General features: G+C 60.2%; 15 protein-coding genes and 4 tRNA genes. 9 read left to right on the top strand and 10 right to left on the bottom strand.

Going from position 1 to position 17,435, the window contains the following annotated elements; genetic code table 11:
• Positions 1-65: 65 nt before the first annotated feature.
• Positions 66-142 (bottom strand) — tRNA-Asp (locus ACYP2A_RS24990).
• A gap of 14 nt (positions 143-156) precedes the next feature.
• Positions 157-232: transfer RNA gene (locus ACYP2A_RS24985), tRNA-Val, on the bottom strand.
• A 109-nt stretch (positions 233-341) separates the two neighbouring features.
• Between ACYP2A_RS24985 and ACYP2A_RS24980 the strand changes: the two genes are divergently transcribed.
• Positions 342-1,037: a DUF4303 domain-containing protein gene (locus ACYP2A_RS24980; protein WP_459748603.1), complete on the top strand. Its 696-nt coding sequence runs from the start codon at positions 342-344 to the stop codon at positions 1,035-1,037.
• A 46-nt stretch (positions 1,038-1,083) separates the two neighbouring features.
• Entirely contained in the window at positions 1,084-1,467 is a 384-nt protein-coding gene (locus tag ACYP2A_RS24975; RefSeq protein ID WP_459748602.1) for a hypothetical protein, read from the top strand.
• Here ACYP2A_RS24975 and ACYP2A_RS24970 read toward each other — a convergent pair.
• Positions 1,460-2,449, bottom strand: a complete 990-nt coding sequence (locus ACYP2A_RS24970; protein WP_459748601.1) for a GlxA family transcriptional regulator — start codon at positions 2,447-2,449, stop codon at positions 1,460-1,462. The genes ACYP2A_RS24975 and ACYP2A_RS24970 overlap by 8 nt on opposite strands.
• Positions 2,450-2,641: 192 nt before the next feature.
• On the opposite strand from ACYP2A_RS24970, the gene ACYP2A_RS24965 reads away from it, so the two are divergent.
• From ACYP2A_RS24965 to ACYP2A_RS24950, 4 genes are all read left to right on the top strand, one after another.
• Positions 2,642-3,586, top strand: coding sequence for a choline ABC transporter substrate-binding protein (locus ACYP2A_RS24965; RefSeq protein ID WP_459748600.1), 945 nt, complete (start codon positions 2,642-2,644; stop codon positions 3,584-3,586).
• Positions 3,587-3,670: 84 nt separating this feature from the next.
• Positions 3,671-4,558, top strand: a complete 888-nt coding sequence (locus ACYP2A_RS24960; protein WP_459748599.1) for a beta-keto acid cleavage family enzyme — start codon at positions 3,671-3,673, stop codon at positions 4,556-4,558.
• A 29-nt stretch (positions 4,559-4,587) separates the two neighbouring features.
• Complete coding sequence (locus tag ACYP2A_RS24955) at positions 4,588-5,553, top strand: L-carnitine dehydrogenase (RefSeq protein WP_459748598.1); 966 nt, start codon at positions 4,588-4,590, stop codon at positions 5,551-5,553.
• A gap of 26 nt (positions 5,554-5,579) precedes the next feature.
• Entirely contained in the window at positions 5,580-6,056 is a 477-nt protein-coding gene (locus ACYP2A_RS24950; RefSeq protein ID WP_459748597.1) for a thioesterase family protein, read from the top strand.
• Between the two features lie 77 nt (positions 6,057-6,133).
• Here ACYP2A_RS24950 and ACYP2A_RS24945 read toward each other — a convergent pair.
• Positions 6,134-6,210, bottom strand: a tRNA-Asp gene (locus tag ACYP2A_RS24945).
• A gap of 14 nt (positions 6,211-6,224) precedes the next feature.
• Positions 6,225-6,300 (bottom strand) — tRNA-Val (locus ACYP2A_RS24940).
• 161 nt (positions 6,301-6,461) lie between these two features.
• On the opposite strand from ACYP2A_RS24940, the gene rdgC reads away from it, so the two are divergent.
• Both rdgC and ACYP2A_RS24930 read left to right on the top strand, forming a co-directional pair.
• Complete coding sequence (rdgC, locus tag ACYP2A_RS24935) at positions 6,462-7,382, top strand: recombination-associated protein RdgC (RefSeq protein WP_459748596.1); 921 nt, start codon at positions 6,462-6,464, stop codon at positions 7,380-7,382.
• 75 nt (positions 7,383-7,457) lie between these two features.
• A complete protein-coding gene (locus tag ACYP2A_RS24930) occupies positions 7,458-8,423 on the top strand; it encodes a bile acid:sodium symporter family protein (protein WP_459748595.1) in 966 nt (321 codons plus the stop codon).
• A gap of 56 nt (positions 8,424-8,479) precedes the next feature.
• On the opposite strand, the gene ACYP2A_RS24925 is transcribed toward ACYP2A_RS24930, so the two are convergent.
• The gene (locus tag ACYP2A_RS24925) at positions 8,480-10,354 is read right to left on the bottom strand and encodes an MFS transporter (protein ID WP_459748594.1); all 1,875 of its coding nucleotides are present in this window, start codon (positions 10,352-10,354) and stop codon (positions 8,480-8,482) included.
• Between the two features lie 194 nt (positions 10,355-10,548).
• On the opposite strand from ACYP2A_RS24925, the gene ACYP2A_RS24920 reads away from it, so the two are divergent.
• On the top strand, positions 10,549-14,022 hold the full coding sequence (locus ACYP2A_RS24920; protein ID WP_459748593.1) for a hybrid sensor histidine kinase/response regulator: 3,474 nt from the start codon (positions 10,549-10,551) through the stop codon (positions 14,020-14,022).
• Between the two features lie 36 nt (positions 14,023-14,058).
• Here ACYP2A_RS24920 and ACYP2A_RS24915 read toward each other — a convergent pair whose 3' ends face one another.
• The 4 genes from ACYP2A_RS24915 to ACYP2A_RS24900 all read right to left on the bottom strand — a co-directional run bounded on the left by ACYP2A_RS24915 (position 14,059) and on the right by ACYP2A_RS24900 (position 17,401).
• On the bottom strand, positions 14,059-14,370 hold the full coding sequence (locus ACYP2A_RS24915) for a HigA family addiction module antitoxin (protein ID WP_459748592.1): 312 nt from the start codon (positions 14,368-14,370) through the stop codon (positions 14,059-14,061).
• A gap of 8 nt (positions 14,371-14,378) precedes the next feature.
• Positions 14,379-14,657 (bottom strand): type II toxin-antitoxin system RelE/ParE family toxin, encoded by a 279-nt coding sequence (locus ACYP2A_RS24910; protein ID WP_459748591.1) that lies wholly within the window; start codon positions 14,655-14,657, stop codon positions 14,379-14,381.
• A gap of 68 nt (positions 14,658-14,725) precedes the next feature.
• A complete protein-coding gene (gene aceK, locus ACYP2A_RS24905; protein ID WP_459748590.1) occupies positions 14,726-16,444 on the bottom strand; it encodes a bifunctional isocitrate dehydrogenase kinase/phosphatase in 1,719 nt (572 codons plus the stop codon).
• 21 nt (positions 16,445-16,465) lie between these two features.
• Positions 16,466-17,401 (bottom strand): aspartyl/asparaginyl beta-hydroxylase domain-containing protein, encoded by a 936-nt coding sequence (locus ACYP2A_RS24900; protein ID WP_459748589.1) that lies wholly within the window; start codon positions 17,399-17,401, stop codon positions 16,466-16,468.
• Positions 17,402-17,435 lie beyond the last annotated feature (34 nt).

Below are 17,435 nucleotides of genomic sequence, written 5' to 3'. Positions count from 1 at the left end.
AAAACCGCGACCCTAGGGTCGCTTTTCTGTTTGGCTCAGATCGTTCAGTGAACCTGAGCTGAAGATGGCGCAGCGGACGGGACTCGAACCCGCGACCCCCGGCGTGACAGGCCGGTATTCTAACCGACTGAACTACCGCTGCGCATTGCACTGAGATGGTGGGTGATGACGGGATCGAACCGCCGACCCTCTGCTTGTAAGGCAGATGCTCTCCCGGCTGAGCTAATCACCCTTTGTATCTCGGTGCGGCGCGCATCTTAAGGCGTGCGTGTTTCGATTGCAAGCTTTTGTATCAATAGATTCGAAATCCTGGATTTCCAGGACGCAGTGCATGGATATTCTTGCTGCTGCCGCGCTGCCAAGGGCTGTGCGGGCCACTCATCGACAGGCAGCGCATGGATGGCGCTGTAGATCGTTTCCCGGCAGACTCAAGCGTCTTCAACATTCGTTTTCAATTGCCCATGCCTGATGGGTGGCTTCAATGCCCGACAGAGAGGACACGCCCGATGAACTGGAGTGATGCAGAGTCTCAAGTTTACGCGCTGAGTAAAAAAGCTTTTTCAGACTTCCTGGATGATCATCCTGACGAAAGCTTTTATGCGTTTGCGCTCTATACCGACAGCAGCGCCATGACACTATGCCAGGCGGCCAACTCACTGGAAAAGCTGACCGAGAAACTTGACAGTGAAGAAGAGGAAGATAAAACAGACGAGGCCGTCGCGTATTTTAAATGGACCTCCTCCGAGTGGGCCTATGAGGCGCTTGAGGGTGATGCGTTCGCTGAAATAAATCATGCATTAAGAACAGATGAAGAACGGGATGAATTTGACACGTTCATGCAGGCATTGATCAGGTGCATGACTGGCGCGCTGGGCTCACTGGTTAACGAGGGCTTTTTTAAAAGACCAGGCATCATCGGTGAGGCCGTGGTCTTTGTGACGATGACCGACGACGACGCGGCGCAATCCATAGAAAATAGTTCTGCCAGCGCATTAAACGCCGGCCCCTCACTGCAACTGTTTTTAAAAAGATTTTAATCGTGGCGTTTAAATGTCGAGCACCGCACAAGAGTGGTAATACATCATGAAGAGTTTTTTGGCATCGACTATAAAGTGCTACGAAGAAGACAGTGTCTTGGTTATTGCCTTGAGTGACACTCCGCAAGGCCTTGCCAATTTCATGATTATGACTCGCCTTGATGATGACGATAACGCTACCGTGGATGAGGGCGTCGGCTTTCAAACAGATCAATCGGAATACGAGATGCCGGCTGCAATCGAAAAAGTCATCTTGCGCCCAGAGAGCCTGGAGGTCGTGGTCAAGCCCGAGTTTTCCGGCTTTTTTGGCGGGTCCCGTGTGCTGGCAGAAATACCGCAAGGAAGTGCTGACTCGGCAGAACAGGTCGGCGTGCTGAAAGATGCATTGCAGCACATGTTCAGGGGGACCCAGGTTGAGCTGGTTATTTAGTGCCGCGTGCGGCGCTTGCAGAAACGACACTCTCCCCTCGCCTGTCCTCCCTCGGGCATTTGGCAAACCGGGCCCGGTAACTGCGGGTGAAATACGAGGGTGATTCAAACCCGCAGGCAATACTGACGTCCAGCACGCTCATGTCGCTCTGGCGCAGCAGTTGCCGGGCTTTTTCCAGGCGCAGGCCCAGGTAGAAGTTGCTCGGTGTGTCGTTCAGGTGCAGGCGGAACAAGCGCTCCAGTTGACGCCGGGTGACCTTGATCGCCTCGGCCAGGGCCAGGGTGTTCAGCGGCGGCTCGGTGTGCTGTTCCATCTCGCCGATCACCTGCACCAGTTTCTTGTTGTTGATGCCGTAGCGCGTGGCGATCTGCATGCGCTGGTGGTCTTTGCGCGGGCGGATGCGGCTGAGGACGAATTGTTCGGATACCTGGACCGCGAGGTCAGGGCCATGCACCTGGGCGATCAGGTCGAGCATCAGGTCGATGGACGCGGTGCCACCGGCGCAGGTGATACGGCGTCGGTCGATTTCGAACAGTTCCTGGGTCACCGTCAGTTGCGGATAGGACTCCTTGAAGGCGTCGATGGCTTCCCAGTGCAAGGTCAGGCGATAACCGTCCAGCAGCCCTGCCTCGGCCAGTATGCAAGCACCGGTGTCGATGGCGCCGAGGGTCACGCCATCGTGGTCAAGGCGACGCAACCGGTGCTGCAGCGCGGCCGTGGCGAACTGCAAGGGCTCGAAACCTGCGACCACCATCAAGGTCGCGTCCTTTTTCAAGGGCTCCAGTTTCAACGAGTCCAGCGCGGCGTCGGCATTGACCGACATGCCATTGCTCGCCAATACCGCACCGCCATCGGCGCTCAATAGTTGCCAGCGATACAGCTCGCCACGAAAGCGGTTGGCCACCCGCAACGGCTCCAGAGCAGAGATAAAGCCAAGGGCCGAGAACCCCGGCATCAACAAGAAATAAAAAGTCTGGGGCATGGTGGCGCTCTTGCAGGACGGGCAGCGTGGCACTGTGATACTCCCGTTCATGGGCGTATTCAAGGGGGCTGGTCGCCGCAGTGCAAGAGCGGGTCGCCGCTGTGTGTTTAACCGGTAACCAAGGTGCGTAACGTGGCAGCACGGTGCACAAAGACACCGCCCCCCATAATAACGACCTGCCGAGGATCCACCATGAATCGACTGATCAGCCACTGCGTGCTCGCACTCGGCGCCAGCACCCTCCTGAGCACAAGCGTAATGGCAGCGGATGCCGCTTCCTGCCAGAACGTGCGCATGGGGGTGGTGAACTGGACCGATGTCATCGCCACCAGCGCCATGGCCCAGGTGTTGCTCGATGGCCTCGGCTACCAGACCAAACAGACCAGCGCTTCGCAGCAAATCATCTTCGCCGGCATCCGCGACCAGCGTCTGGATCTGTTTCTGGGCTACTGGAACCCGCTGATGACCCAGACCATCACCCCGTTCGTCGACGCAGGCCAGGTCAAAGTCCTCGATAAACCCAGCCTGGAAGACGCCCGTGCGACCCTTGCCGTGCCGACTTATCTGGCGGACAAGGGCCTGAAAACCTTTGCCGACATCGCAAAGTTTGAAAAAGAACTGGGCGGCAAGCTTTACGGCATCGAGCCAGGTTCGGGCGCCAATACCCAGATCAAGGCGATGATCGCCAAGAATCAGTTCGGCCTGGGCAAGTTCCAGCTGGTGGAGTCCAGCGAAGCCGGCATGCTCGCCGCCGTCGACCGTGCCGTACGCCGCAAGGAAGCTGTGGTGTTCTTCGGCTGGGCGCCGCACCCGATGAACGTCAATGTCGCCATGACCTACCTCACCGGCAGCGAGGATGCTCTGGGCCCGAACGAAGGCATGGCCACGGTCTGGACCGTGACCTCGCCAACCTACGCACAACAGTGCCCCAACGTGCACAAGCTGCTGAGCAACCTGACGTTCACCGCCGCCGACGAGAGCCGGATGATGCAGCCGCTGCTGGATCACAAGGACGCCCTCGAATCCGCCAGGCAGTGGCTCAAGGATCATCCGCAGGATCGGGCGCGCTGGCTTGAAGGCGTCACCACCTTCGACGGCAAACCCGCGTCGGCCAATCTGCAATTGACCCGCAACTGAACCGCTGACAGTCCGTTTTCACTCACCGTTTCGCAGCCAGGACCGACTGCGAAGGGCACTCTCACGCCTGTAAGGAACCGCCTCATGAACCACGACGTCATCATCACCTGCGCACTCACCGGTGCTGGCGACACCACCGCCAAAAGCCCGCACGTGCCGGTCACGCCCAAACAAATCGCAGCCGCTGCCGTAGAAGCCGCCAAGGCCGGGGCCACTGTGGTGCATTGCCATGTGCGTGACCCGCAAACCGGCAAATTCAGCCGCGATGTCGCGCTGTACCGTGAAGTCATGGAGCGCATCCGCGAGGCCGACATCGACATCATCGTCAACCTCACCGCCGGCATGGGCGGCGACCTGGAGATTGGTGCCGGCGAAAACCCGATGGCGTTCGGTCCGGGCACCGATCTGGTCGGCCCGCTGACCCGCCTGGCCCACGTCGAAGAACTGCTGCCGGAAATCTGCACCCTGGACTGCGGCACCCTGAACTTCGGCGACGGCGACACTATTTACGTGTCCACCCCGGCACAACTGCGCGCCGGGGCCAGACGCATTCAGGAATTGGGCGTAAAGGCCGAACTGGAAATCTTCGACACCGGCCATCTGTGGTTCGCCAAACAGATGATCAAGGAAGGCCTGCTCGACAACCCGCTGTTCCAGCTCTGCCTGGGCATCCCCTGGGGCGCACCGGCCGACACCACGACCATGAAAGCCATGGTCGACAACCTGCCCGCCGACGCTGTGTGGGCAGGCTTCGGCATCGGCCGCATGCAAATGCCGATGGCGGCGCAAGCCGTGCTGCTGGGCGGCAACGTGCGGGTCGGCCTGGAAGACAACCTGTGGCTGGACAAGGGCGTGCTGGCGACCAATGGCCAGCTTGTGGAACGCGCCAGTGAAATCCTCAGCCGCCTGGGCGCACGCGTCATGACCCCGGCTGAAGGCCGCATAAAGATGGGCCTTGCCAAACGCGGCTAAAACCGAATCGAACCCTTTAGGAAATCGCCATGCGCTTTATCACTGAAATCAAAACCTTCGCAGCCCTGGGCTGCGGTGTTATCGGCAGTGGCTGGGTGTCCCGCGCCCTCGCCCACGGCCTGGATGTTGTCGCCTGGGACCCGGCACCCGGCGCCGAAGCTGCGCTGCGCCAACGCGTGGCCAATGCCTGGGAAGCACTGGAGAAGCAAGGTCTGGCAACGGGCGCGTCCCAGGACCGCCTGCGCTTTGTCGCCACCATCGAGGAATGCGTCAAAGACGCCGACTTCATCCAGGAAAGCGCCCCGGAACGCCTGGAGCTGAAGCTGCAACTGCACAGCCAGATCAGCGCAGCGGCCAAACCCGATGCGTTGATTGGTTCAAGCACCTCCGGGCTGTTGCCGAGTGAATTCTACGAAAGCGCCATCCACCCTGAACGCTGCGTGGTCGGGCACCCGTTCAACCCGGTGTACCTGCTGCCGCTGGTGGAAGTGGTGGGCGGCAGGCACACCGCGCCAGAGGCGATTCAGGCGGCGATCACGGTGTACGAATCCCTCGGCATGCGCCCGTTGCATGTGCGCAAGGAAGTCCCCGGTTTTATCGCGGACCGTTTGCTGGAAGCACTATGGCGTGAGGCGCTGCATCTGGTGAATGACGGCGTGGCGACCACCGGAGAAATCGATGATGCGATTCGGTATGGCGCAGGCTTGCGCTGGTCGTTCATGGGCACCTTCCTCACCTACACTCTGGCCGGTGGTGATGCCGGGATGCGCCACTTCATGGCGCAGTTCGGCCCGGCGTTGCAGTTGCCGTGGACCTATTTGCCGGCACCGGAACTGACCGAAAAACTGATTGATGACGTGGTCGATGGCACTCGCGACCAACTGGGCACACACAGTATTTCTGCATTGGAACGCTACCGTGACGATTGTCTGCTTGCTGTGCTGGAGGCGGTGAAGGTGACCAAAGCCAGGCACCGCATCAGCGCTGCCAAATAATCCGATGTCCGAGCGAGTACCGCCCCATGCCTGCACTGACCACTTACACCACCCGCATCCAGCCTGACTGGGTCGACTACAACGGCCACCTGCGCGATGCGTTTTATCTGCTGATTTTCAGCTACGCCACCGACGCGCTGATGGACGCTCTGGGTCTGGACAGCGACAACCGCGAAGCCTGCGGCCACTCGCTGTTTACCCTGGAGGTGCACCTGAATTACTTGCACGAGGTAAAACTCGACGCCGAGGTCGAGGTACGCACCCAACTGATCGCCCACGATGCCAAGCGCCTGCACCTTTATCACAGCTTGCATCGGGTGGTAGATGGCAAAGAACTGGCCGGTAATGAGCAGATGCTGCTGCACGTCGACCTGGCCGGCCCGCATGCAGCGCCGTTTACCGAGGCCACGCTTGCGCGACTCGCCGCGATCAGCGCTGAGCAGGCCGAGCGGCCAAGCCCTGCCCTGCTGGGGCGGGTCATTGGTTTGCCGGCCAAAAAATAATCGACAGAAAGCAAGAAAGCGACCCTAAGGTCGCTTTCTTGTTTAGCTCAGATCGTTCAGTGAACCTGAGCTGAAGATGGCGCAGCGGACGGGACTCGAACCCGCGACCCCCGGCGTGACAGGCCGGTATTCTAACCGACTGAACTACCGCTGCGCGATACACTGAGATGGTGGGTGATGACGGGATCGAACCGCCGACCCTCTGCTTGTAAGGCAGATGCTCTCCCGGCTGAGCTAATCACCCTTGTCTCTCGGTGTGGCGCGCATTCTACGGAGCGACACTACCTCTGGCAAGCACTTATTCAAAAAAATTTATAAATTTTCCAAAGACTTAGCTCAGGGTTGGCCCAGAGGCTCCAGGAAGCGAATAATGCCCCCTTTGTAATGGAAAGAGAGACTCACCCCATGTGGTTCAAAAACCTGCTTGTCTATCGCCTTACTCAGGACGTGCCGTTTGATGCCGAGGCGCTGGAAACCGCCCTTGCCACCAAGCCTGCGCGTGCCTGTGCCAGCCAGGAGTTGACCACTTATGGCTTCGTGGCGCCGTTCGGTAAAGGTGAAGACGCGCCCCTGGTGCATGTCAGCCAGGACTTTCTGCTGATCGCTGCACGCAAGGAAGAACGCATTCTGCCGGGCAGCGTGGTGCGCGATGCCGTTAAAGAGAAGATCGAAGAGATCGAGGCCGAGCAAATGCGCAAGGTCTACAAGAAGGAACGCGATCAGATCAAGGATGAAATCATCCAGGCCTTCCTGCCCCGCGCCTTTATCCGTCGCTCGGCCACCTTCGCCGCCATCGCGCCCAAGCAAGGCCTGATTCTGGTCAACGCTTCGAGCCCCAAGCGCGCCGAAGACCTGCTGTCGACCCTGCGCGAAGTGATCGGCTCGCTGCCGGTGCGTCCGCTGACCGTGAAAGTAGCACCAAGCGCAACGATGACCGACTGGGTCAAGACCCAGAAAGCCGCCGATAACTTCTTCGTACTCGACGAGTGTGAACTGCGTGACACCCATGAAGACGGCGGCATCGTGCGCTGCAAGCGCCAGGACCTGACCGGCGACGAAATCCAGCTGCACCTGAACACCGGCAAGATCGTCACCCAGCTGTCGCTGGCCTGGCAGGACAAGCTGTCGTTCGTGCTCGACGACAAGCTGGTGATCAAGCGCCTGAAGTTCGAAGAACTGTTGCAGGATCAGGCCGAGCAAGACGGCGGCGACGAGGCCCTGGGGCAACTGGACGCCAGCTTCACCTTGATGATGCTGACCTTCGGCGAGTTCCTGCCCGAGCTGTTCGAAGCTCTGGGCGGTGAAGAGATCCCGCAGGGTATCTGATCGACACCGCTGTATGGCGCCGCCTGCGAGGGCGGCGCTTTTTATTGAAAAACAACCATAACAAAGGATAAGGCCATGCGTGCGTTGGCAGCCTTGAGTCGTTTTGTCGGTAACACCTTCGCGTACTGGGTGTTGCTGTTTGCGGTACTGGCGTTTGTGTTTCCGCAGGCTTTTATCGGCCTGAAAAGCTGGATCGTGCCACTGTTGGGTCTGGTCATGTTCGGCATGGGCCTGACCCTGAAACTTGAAGATTTCTCAGAGGTGGCGCGCAACCCGTGGCGCGTGGCGCTGGGTGTGGTCGCGCACTTCGTGATCATGCCCGGTGTCGCCTGGGTGTTGTGCCAGATTTTCCACCTGCCGCCTGAAATCGCCGTCGGTGTGATTCTGGTCGGCTGCTGCCCGAGCGGCACATCGTCGAACGTCATGGCCTGGCTGGCCAAGGGCGATCTGGCACTGGCCGTGGCGATTGCCGCAGTGACCACCCTGCTCGCCCCGCTGCTGACGCCTGCGCTGATCTGGTTCCTGGCCTCGGCCTGGCTGCCGGTCTCGTTCATGGACATGTTCGTCTCGATCCTGCAACTGGTCATGCTGCCGATCGTGCTGGGCGTTCTGGCTCAGCGTCTGCTGGGTGCGCGGGTGACCTATGCGGTGGATGTGCTGCCGCTGATCTCGGTGGTCAGCATCGTGATGATCGTCTGCGCGGTGGTCGCCGCCAGCCAGGCAAAAATCGCCGAATCCGGCCTGCTGATCATGGTCGTGGTGATCCTGCACAACAGCTTTGGCTTCCTGCTCGGCTACTTCACCGGCAAGCTGTTCAAGCTGCGCCTGCCGCAACGCAAGTCACTGGCGCTTGAAGTTGGTATGCAGAACTCAGGCTTGGGCGCCGCATTGGCGGCGGCGCACTTCTCGCCACTGGCGGCGGTGCCCAGCGCGCTGTTCAGTGTCTGGCACAATATTTCTGGCGCATTGCTGTCGACGTACTTCCGCAAGATGCCGGAGGAAGACGAGCTGCAAGCTGCAAGCCCCAAGTCGCAAGCTTGAAGCGCTAACTCTGTGGGCCGGCCACGGGTCGATTCGACCCGGCCGGCCCGACGGACTCAGCGTGCATCCCCGCGCAGCAGCTTGACCTGCTCGCGCACATCCACCGGTTTGGCCAGGTCCGCTGCGATCGGGGCGCCGGCCACCAGTACCACTCGTGACCACAGGCGGCGGAATACACCCTTGTTCGGGTCGCGGCTGAAGAAGCTGCCCCACAGGCCTTGCAAGGCCATCGGAATCACCGGCACCGGGGTTTCTTCGAGGATGCGGCTCATGCCGGCCTTGAAGCCGTTGATCTCGCCGTCGGTGGTCAGCTTGCCCTCGGGAAAGATGCACACCAGTTCGCCGTCGGCCAGGTAGCGCGCAATGCGCTTGAAGGACTGTTCGTAAATCTCCAGGTCTTCGTTGCGCCCGGCAATCGGGATGGTGCCGGCGGTGCGGAAGATGAAGTTGAGCACCGGCAGGCGGTAGATCTTGTAGTACATGACAAAGCGGATCGGCCGGCGTACGGCGCCGGCGATCAGCAACGCATCGACGAACGACACGTGATTGCACACCAGCAGGGCCGCGCCTTCGTCGGGGATCTGCTTGAGGTCACGGTGCTCGACGCGGTACATGGAATGGCTGAGCAGCCAGATCATGAAGCGCATGGTGAACTCGGGCACGATGCTGAAAATGTAGGCGTTGACCGCGATGTTCATCAGCGACACTACCAGGAACAGCTCGGGAATCGACAGCCCGGCGACGCTCAGCAGCAGGATCGACACCAGCGCCGACACCACCATGAACAACGCATTGAGAATGTTGTTGGCGGCAATGACCCGCGAGCGCTCTTTTTCAGCCGTGCGCGACTGGATCAGCGCATACAGCGGCACGATATAGAAGCCGCCGAACACGCCGATGCCGAGGATATCCAGCAACACCCAGAGGCCCGGCCCCTGAACGAGAATGTCACGCCAGCCGTTGATCGTTTCAGGCTGCACCATATGGCCCGAATGCCACCACAGCAGCAGGCCGAACACGGTCATGCCAAACGAACCGAACGGCACCAGACCGATCTCGACCTTGTGCCCGGACAAGCGCTCGCACAGCAGCGAGCCCAGCGCGATGCCAATGGAGAACACGGTCAGAATCAGGGTGACGACGGTCTCGTCGCCGAACATCAGGTCCTTGGCGTAGGTCGGGATCTGCGTCAGATAGATCGCGCCGACAAACCAGAACCACGAGTTGCCGACGATCGAACGCGACACTGCCGGTGTTTGCGTCAGGCCCAGGCGTAAAGTGGCCCAGGACTGACTGAAAATATTCCAGTTCAGGGTCAGGCCTGGCGTCGCGGCGGCGGCGCGGGGAATGCCCCAGCTGGCAGCAAAGCCCAGGCAGGCAATCAGCACGATGGCAGCGGCAACGACCCAGGCGTAATGGGTAAACGACAACATGACGCCAGCGCTGATGGTGCCGGCCAGAATCGCCAGAAAGGTGCCCATCTCGACCAGACCGTTACCGCCGACCAGTTCGTTTTCACGCAGGTGCTGGGGCAGGATCGAATACTTCACCGGCCCGAACAGCGCCGAATGGGTGCCCATCGCAAACAGGGTCAGCAGCAGCATCCATAAGTGGTTGAACAGAAAGCCCGTGGCGCCCACCGCCATGATGACGATCTCGGCAAACTTGATCACGCGGATCAGCGAATCCTTGGGGTACTTCTCGCCCAGTTGTCCGGCCAGTGCCGAGAACAGGAAGAACGGCAGAATGAACAGCAAGGCGCACAGGTTGACGTATATCGACTGATCGCCTTGAACGCCAAGCTTGTAGAGGATGGCGAGAATCAGCGATTGCTTGAAGACGTTATCGTTGAAGGCCCCGAGGGACTGAGTGATAAAAAACGGCAGGAAGCGCCGGCTTTTAAGAAGACTGAATTGTGACTGCTGGCTCATCGTCCGTGTCCTGAATGGCATTGACGGATTGAAGATCGAGGCTTAATCCGAGGCACATTGAAGACGTTGGGCGCTGGAATGTCGATAGGGCATTTGCGCAATTGCTTCTGGCATCGGCCTACCACCATGGTCGACACAGACGAATCCGGCCCTTCGTGCGAGACTGCCGCTCTCTACCGGTTGTGGATTCCAGCATGTCGTTGTCCAGCGGGCTGATCGCCGTCGTTGCCCTTTGTTATATGGCGTTCATGTTTGCGATTGCCTTTTATGGCGATCGCCACAGCAGTTCCTTGCGCCCCGCGCAACGGGCCTGGGTGTACAGCCTGTCGCTGGCGGTGTATTGCACCAGCTGGACGTTTTTCGGCGCCGTGGGTCAGGCGGCCGAGCAGTTGTGGTCGTTCCTGCCGATTTACCTGGGCCCGATCGTGCTGATGGTGCTGGCGCCCCGTGTGTTGCAAAAGATGGTGCTGATCAGCAAGCAGGAAAATATCACCTCGATTGCCGACTTCATCGCCGCCCGCTACGGCAAGTCCCAGTCGCTGGCCGTCATGGTGGCGGTGATTTGTCTGGTCGGCATGCTGCCGTACATCGCCTTGCAGCTCAAAGGCATCGTCATGGGCGTGAATATCCTGATTGGCGCAGGCGCCGACTCGACCGGCACCCGCGCCCAGGACACCGCGCTGGTGGTATCGCTGATTCTGGCGTTGTTCACCATCGTCTTCGGTGCGCGCAATCTGGACGTTACCGAGCACCATCGCGGCATGGTGCTGGCCATCGCCTTCGAGGCGGTGATCAAGCTGCTGGCGTTCATGGCCGTGGGCGTGTTCGTCACCTTTGGCATGTATGACGGCTTTGGCGACCTGTTGAACCAGGCACGCCTCGCCCCTCGTCTGGAGCAGTACTGGCAAGAAACGGTCAACTGGCCGTCGATGATCGTACAGACCAGCGTGGCGATGATGGCTATCGTCTGCCTGCCACGCCAGTTTCATGTCACTGTGGTGGAAAATATCGAGCCGCGCGACCTGAACCTGGCCAAGTGGGTGTTCCCCATTTATCTGGCCCTGGCCGCGCTGTTCGTGATTCCGATTGCCCTGGCCGGGCAGATGATGCTGCCGGCCTCGGTGCTGCCCGACTCGTTCGTCATCAGCCTGCCGCTGGGCCACGCGCATCCGGCGCTGGCGCTGCTGGCGTTCATTGGTGGTGCTTCGGCTGCCACCGGCATGGTGATCGTGGCCAGCGTGGCACTGTCGACCATGGTCTCCAACGACATGCTGCTGCCCTGGTTGCTGCGGCGCAAGAACACCGAGCGGCCGTTCGAGGCGTTCCGCCACTGGATGCTCACCGTGCGCCGGGTCAGCATCGTAGTCATTCTGCTGCTGGCCTATGTCAGCTATCGGCTGCTGGGGTCTACCGCCAGCCTGGCGACCATCGGCCAGATCGCCTTTGCTGCCATTACCCAACTGGCGCCCGCGATGTTCGGCGCGTTGTACTGGAAGCAGGCCAACCGCCGTGGCGTCTTCGCCGGCCTGGCCGCCGGGATTTTCCTCTGGTTCTACACCCTGGTCTTGCCGGTCGCCGCGCATGGCATGGGCTGGACGCTGGAAAGCTTTCCGCTGCTGGCCTGGCTGCACAGCAACCCGTTCAACCTGCCGATCAGCCCGCTGACCCAAGGCGTGGTGCTGTCGATGGCCGGCAACTGCACCTTGTTTGCCTGGGTGTCGATTCTGTCGCGTACCCGGGTCACCGAGCACTGGCAGGCCGGGCGCTTTATCGGTCAGCAGACCCATGCGCTGTCGGGCAACCGCTCGCTGCTGGCAGTGCAGGTCGATGATTTGCTGCACCTGGCGGCCCGCTTTGTCGGCGAAGACCGCGCCAGCAAGAGCTTCATTCGCTTTGCCTACAGCCAGGGCAAGGACTTCAACCCCAACCAGAACGCCAACGCCGAGTGGATTGCCCACACCGAACGCCTGCTGGCCGGCGTGCTGGGTAGCTCTTCGGCCCGCGCAGTGGTCAAGGCCGCCATCGAAGGCCGCGAGATGCAACTCGACGATGTGGTGCGCATTGCCGACGAAGCCTCTGAGGTGCTGGAGTTCAACCGTGCGCTGTTGCAGGGCGCCATCGAAAACATCACTCAGGGCATCAGCGTGGTCGACCAGTCGCTGCGGCTGGTGGCCTGGAACCGCCGTTATCTTGAGCTGTTCGACTACCCGGAAGGCCTGATCGGCGTCGGCCGGCCGATTGCCGATATCATCCGCTTCAACGCCGAGCGCGGGCTGTGCGGACCAGGCGAAGCCGAGGTGCATGTGGCGCGGCGCCTGCACTGGATGCGCCAGGGCCGGGCGCACACTTCCGAGCGCTTGTTTCCCAATGGCCAGGTCATCGAGCTGATCGGCAACCCGATGCCCGGCGGCGGTTTTGTCATGAGTTTTACCGACATCACGCCGTTTCGCGAAGCTGAAAAAGTCCTCAAGGACGTCAACGAAAGCCTTGAGCAACGGGTGGCCGAGCGCACCTTTGAACTGTCGCAGCTCAACCAGGCACTGAGCGAAGCCAAGGCGCATGCCGAAGCCGCGAACGAATCGAAGACCCGTTTTCTCACGGCCGTCAGCCACGACCTGATGCAACCGCTGAACGCCGCGCGGCTGTTTTCCGCAGCCTTGTCGCACCAGCAGGACGGGATTTCCAGCGAGGCCCAGCAGTTGATCCAGCATCTGGACAGTTCGTTGCGCTCGGCTGAGGACCTGATCAGCGACCTGCTCGATATCTCGCGCCTGGAAAACGGCAAGATCACCCCGGACCGCCAGCCCTTCGCGCTCAATAGCCTGTTCGATGCATTGGGCGCCGAATTCAGTGCGCTGGCCCGCGATCAGGGCCTGAAGTTTCGTGTGCGCGGCAGTGCATTGCGCATCGACAGCGACAGCAAGCTGCTGCGCCGCGTGCTGCAGAATTTCCTCACCAACGCTTTTCGTTATGCCAAAGGCCCGGTATTGCTCGGGGTCAGGCGTCGTGGGCGTTACCTGAGCCTTGAAGTCTGGGATCGGGGGCCGGGTATTCCGGAAAACAAGCGCCGGGAAATTTTCGAAGAATTCAAACGCCTCGACAGCCACCAGACCCGCGCCGCCAAAGGCCTGGGGCTGGGCCTGGCAATTGCCGACGGCCTGTGCCGGGTGCTTGATCACCCACTGCAAGTGCGCTCATGGCCAGGTCACGGCAGTGTGTTCAGCGTTCGGGTGCCACTCGCCGAAGCCGTTGCGCACCCCTTGCCGGCGCCTGTCGAGACCGACCGCCAGCCGCTCAATGGCACTCAGGTGCTGTGCGTCGATAACGAAGACAGCATCCTGATCGGCATGCACAGCCTGCTCAGCCGCTGGGGCTGCCAGGTCTGGACCGCGCGCAACCGCAGCGAATGCCAGGCCTTGCTCGACACCGGTATCCGCCCGCAAGTGGCGCTGGTCGATTACCACCTGGACGACGGCGAAACCGGCACCGCACTGATGGCCTGGCTGCGCACCCGCCTGGGCGAGCCGGTGCCGGGCGTGTTGATCAGCGCCGACGGGCGTCAGGAACTGATCGCCCAGGTGCATGCCGCAGGCCTCGATTACCTGCCTAAGCCGGTGAAACCGGCGGCCTTGCGGGCGTTGCTGAGCCGGCATGTGGATTTGAGTTGATGGCGCCGTACGCTTTCGCTGAAGCGCTAGTGCGGTTCAGGCCCAGGCGCAGCAATCAAGGAGATGGACATCGCGAGCAATCTCTTCGCCCTTTTCGATTTCTGCTTTACGCAGATCGTATGAGGCCTGAAGGTTGAGCCAGAATTGCGCCGTCGTCCCCAACGCATGAGCCAATCGCAAAGCGACATCGGCCGTGATATTTCTTCGCCCACGGGCGATATCATTCACTGTCGGCGCAGAAACCTTAAGCGCACGAGCGAGCGCTGCTGGCGTTAAACCTAACGGCTCCAGATACTCTTCCTTGAGAATTTCTCCCGGGTGTATTGGACGCATGCCGTTCTTGAGCATGGTGCACCTCAGTGATAGTCGACGATTTCTACGTTTTCAGGTCCATTGTGGCCCCATACGAAGCAAATCCTGAATTGATCGTTGATACGAATGCTGTGCTGGCCTTGGCGATTACCTTGCAGTTCTTCAAGCCTGTTACCCGGTGGAGAGCGTAGGTCTTTCAGCTCTGTCGCGGCATCAAGCATTGCCAGCTTGCGTTCGACAACATTTTTTATAGTGTTCCAACGCCGTGTTCTGCCTGTCGTGAACAATGCCTCGGAATCGGAGCAGCGAAAGCTTCGGATCATTGTTATTCTTAATGCTTAACGTTATGCGTTAATATGGAGTATACAGAGCTCACCGCATATTTCAATGATCAGCCACGCGCCACGCTACGATACGCAAACACATCTATCACCTTCCCTGCGCGAATATCGGCCTGAATCGCCTGCCAGTAAGCCGCATCAAACAGCTCGCCATGCAGGCTTTCAAATAGCGTTCTAAGCCCCCGGTCGGGAAACAGGAAGGGCGGAAATTCTTCCGGGAATACATCACGCGGGCCCACGGCGTACCAGGGTTCGGCGGCCCATTCGTCTTCGGCGAAACGCGGGGGCGGAATGTGCCGGAAGTTGACGTCGGTGAGCAGGCTGATTTCGTCGTAGTCATAGAACACCACACGGCCATGGCGGGTGACGCCGAAGTTCTTGAGCAGCATGTCGCCGGGGAAGATATTCGCCGCCGCCAGTTGTTTGATCGCCAGGCCATAGTCGTCCAGCGCGTCCTGCACCTGCGCAGGACTGGCCTGTTCCAGATAAAGGTTGAGCGGAATCATGCGCCGTTCGGTCCAGCAATGGCGGATCAGCACGGTATCGCCGTTCTCGATGACCACGGTCATCGCCGCGACCTCAAGCAATTCGGCCAGGCACGCAGGTTCGAAGCAGGTCACTGCAAAACGAAAGTCGGCAAATTCCTGGGTATCGGCCAGGCGCCCTACCCGATCGGTGTTTTTCACCAGCCGATAGCGGTCGATCACCGTCGCCCGGTCGACCAGTTTGGCCGGCGCAAAGCGGTCGCGGATGATCTTGAACACGGTATTGAAGCCCGGCAGGGTGAATACGCTCATGACCATGCCCGGCACGCCGGGAGCCAGGACGAAACGGTCGTCGGTGCGTGCCAGATGGCGGATCAGGGCGCGGTAGAACTCCGATTTCCCTTGCTTGTAAAAACCGATCGAGCTGTACAGTTCGGCCATGTGCTTACCCGGCAATATCCGTTTGAGAAAGGCCACGAAATGCGCTGGCACCCGTACATCGACCATGAAGTAGGAACGGGTGAACGAGAAGATGATCGACACCTGCGCCTCATCGAGAATCAGCGTGTCGACCGTGATGCCCTGCCCTTCGCGGTTCAGCAGCGGTATCACCAGCGGCCACTGCTCATCGACCGTGAACAGCCGCCCGACCAGATAAGCCCCCTTGTTGCGGTAGAACACGCACGTGAACAGCTCGACGCGCAGCGCCGGATCGCGGATGACCCAGTCAGGCAGATTGCCTTGCAGCAAGGTGAACAGCCGTTGCAGGTCGCCTGTCAGATCGGCATACGGCACGTCAAAGCGATAGTCATTGAAGATGCGGATCAGCAGCCCCTCAAGATCACCTCGCGGCCGATAGCGGCGGATCTGTGCCAGAGGATCGCCGGGGCTCAAGGACGGACGCGTGCTGTGGATGAACATGCACTGGTCGCTGATCAGGTCATGACTGAACAGCGCGCAAAAGATCGAGTTGAACCAGGTCTCGGCCAGTTCGGCCTCCGGACGCGGGTCGATCAGCTCAAGGTAAGCCTGTTTGATCGGCGGCCACTGGCTGACCGCCAGCAAGTGTTCGGCTGTAAAGCGCTCACGCAGCCGGGCAACCAACTGGTTGATCTTGAGTTCGTAGAGTTCGATGCGTTCGGCAGAGACGCTCTGGATCAATTGCCAGTGCGCCTGCTCGAAGCGTGAGCGGGCGCCATCGGTCAGGCGCCGGAAGTGGTGGCGGTAATCGTCAAAACCGGCCAGCAGCAACCCGGCGATGGCGCCGGGCAAACGGGGTGACATGGGATTTCCCCATCGTCAGATTCAGAACAGCCAATACCCCAGCAATGTCAGTACCACGACCGCCAACACCGGACGCAGGATGCGGTAGGCCTTGGGATTGCTGCGTTTGAACTGCTTGACCTGGCCGCTGATGCCATTGCTGAAGCGCTTGCTGAAAGCATAGGCGCGATTGATGCCGCCAACGCGTTCGTCGTCGAGATTCTGCGGCGCGGTGGCGCGGCCCAGAAAATCACTGACGCTGCGGTTGATGCGGGTCATCAGGCGGTTGGTCAGCGGTCGCTCGATGTCGCAGAACAGAATCACGCGGGTCACACTGGTTTCGTTCTTGACCCAATGCACATAGGTTTCGTCGAACATCACGTCTTCGCCATCGCGCCAGGCGTATTCCTCGCCATCGACGAAGATGCGGCAGGCATCGGAGTTGGGCGTCGACAGACCCAGGTGATAGCGCAGGGAGCCTGCAAACGGGTCGCGGTGCGGGTTCAGGTGGCTATCGCCGGGTAGCAGGGCAAACATCGCACCCTTGACGTTGGGAATGCTGTTGACCAGTGCCACGGTTTGCGGGCACAGGGTTTCAGCCGACGGCAAGGCCTTGTCGTACCATTTCAGGTAAAAGCGCTTCCAGCCCTTCTTGAAGAAGGAGCCGAAACCGGCATCGTTGTCCTTGGCGGCGGCGCGGATGTAGCCCTCGTCGAACAGGCGCATGGCCTCTTCGCGAATCACCTGCCAGTTGTCCTTGAGCACATCCAGTTCAGGAAACTGGCGGCGGTCCAGGTAAGGCCTGGACGGCACTTTGGAAAACAGGTACATCAGGCTGTTGTAGGGTGCGAACAACGCCGAATGGTTGACGAACTGACGCAACAGCGGCAATCGCGCCCGACCGCGCAAGTGCACATACAGGGTGCTGCCCACGAACAACAGCAGGATCGACGCCTTGACAGCGAACGATAGGGTCATGGAAATCTCCTAGAACACTGCCTGCCCTTCCCCG

The organism is Pseudomonas sp. 3A(2025) (assembly GCF_054589175.1).
Note: the sequence above shows the minus strand (reverse complement) of the source record. Positions and strands in the feature narration are given on the sequence as shown.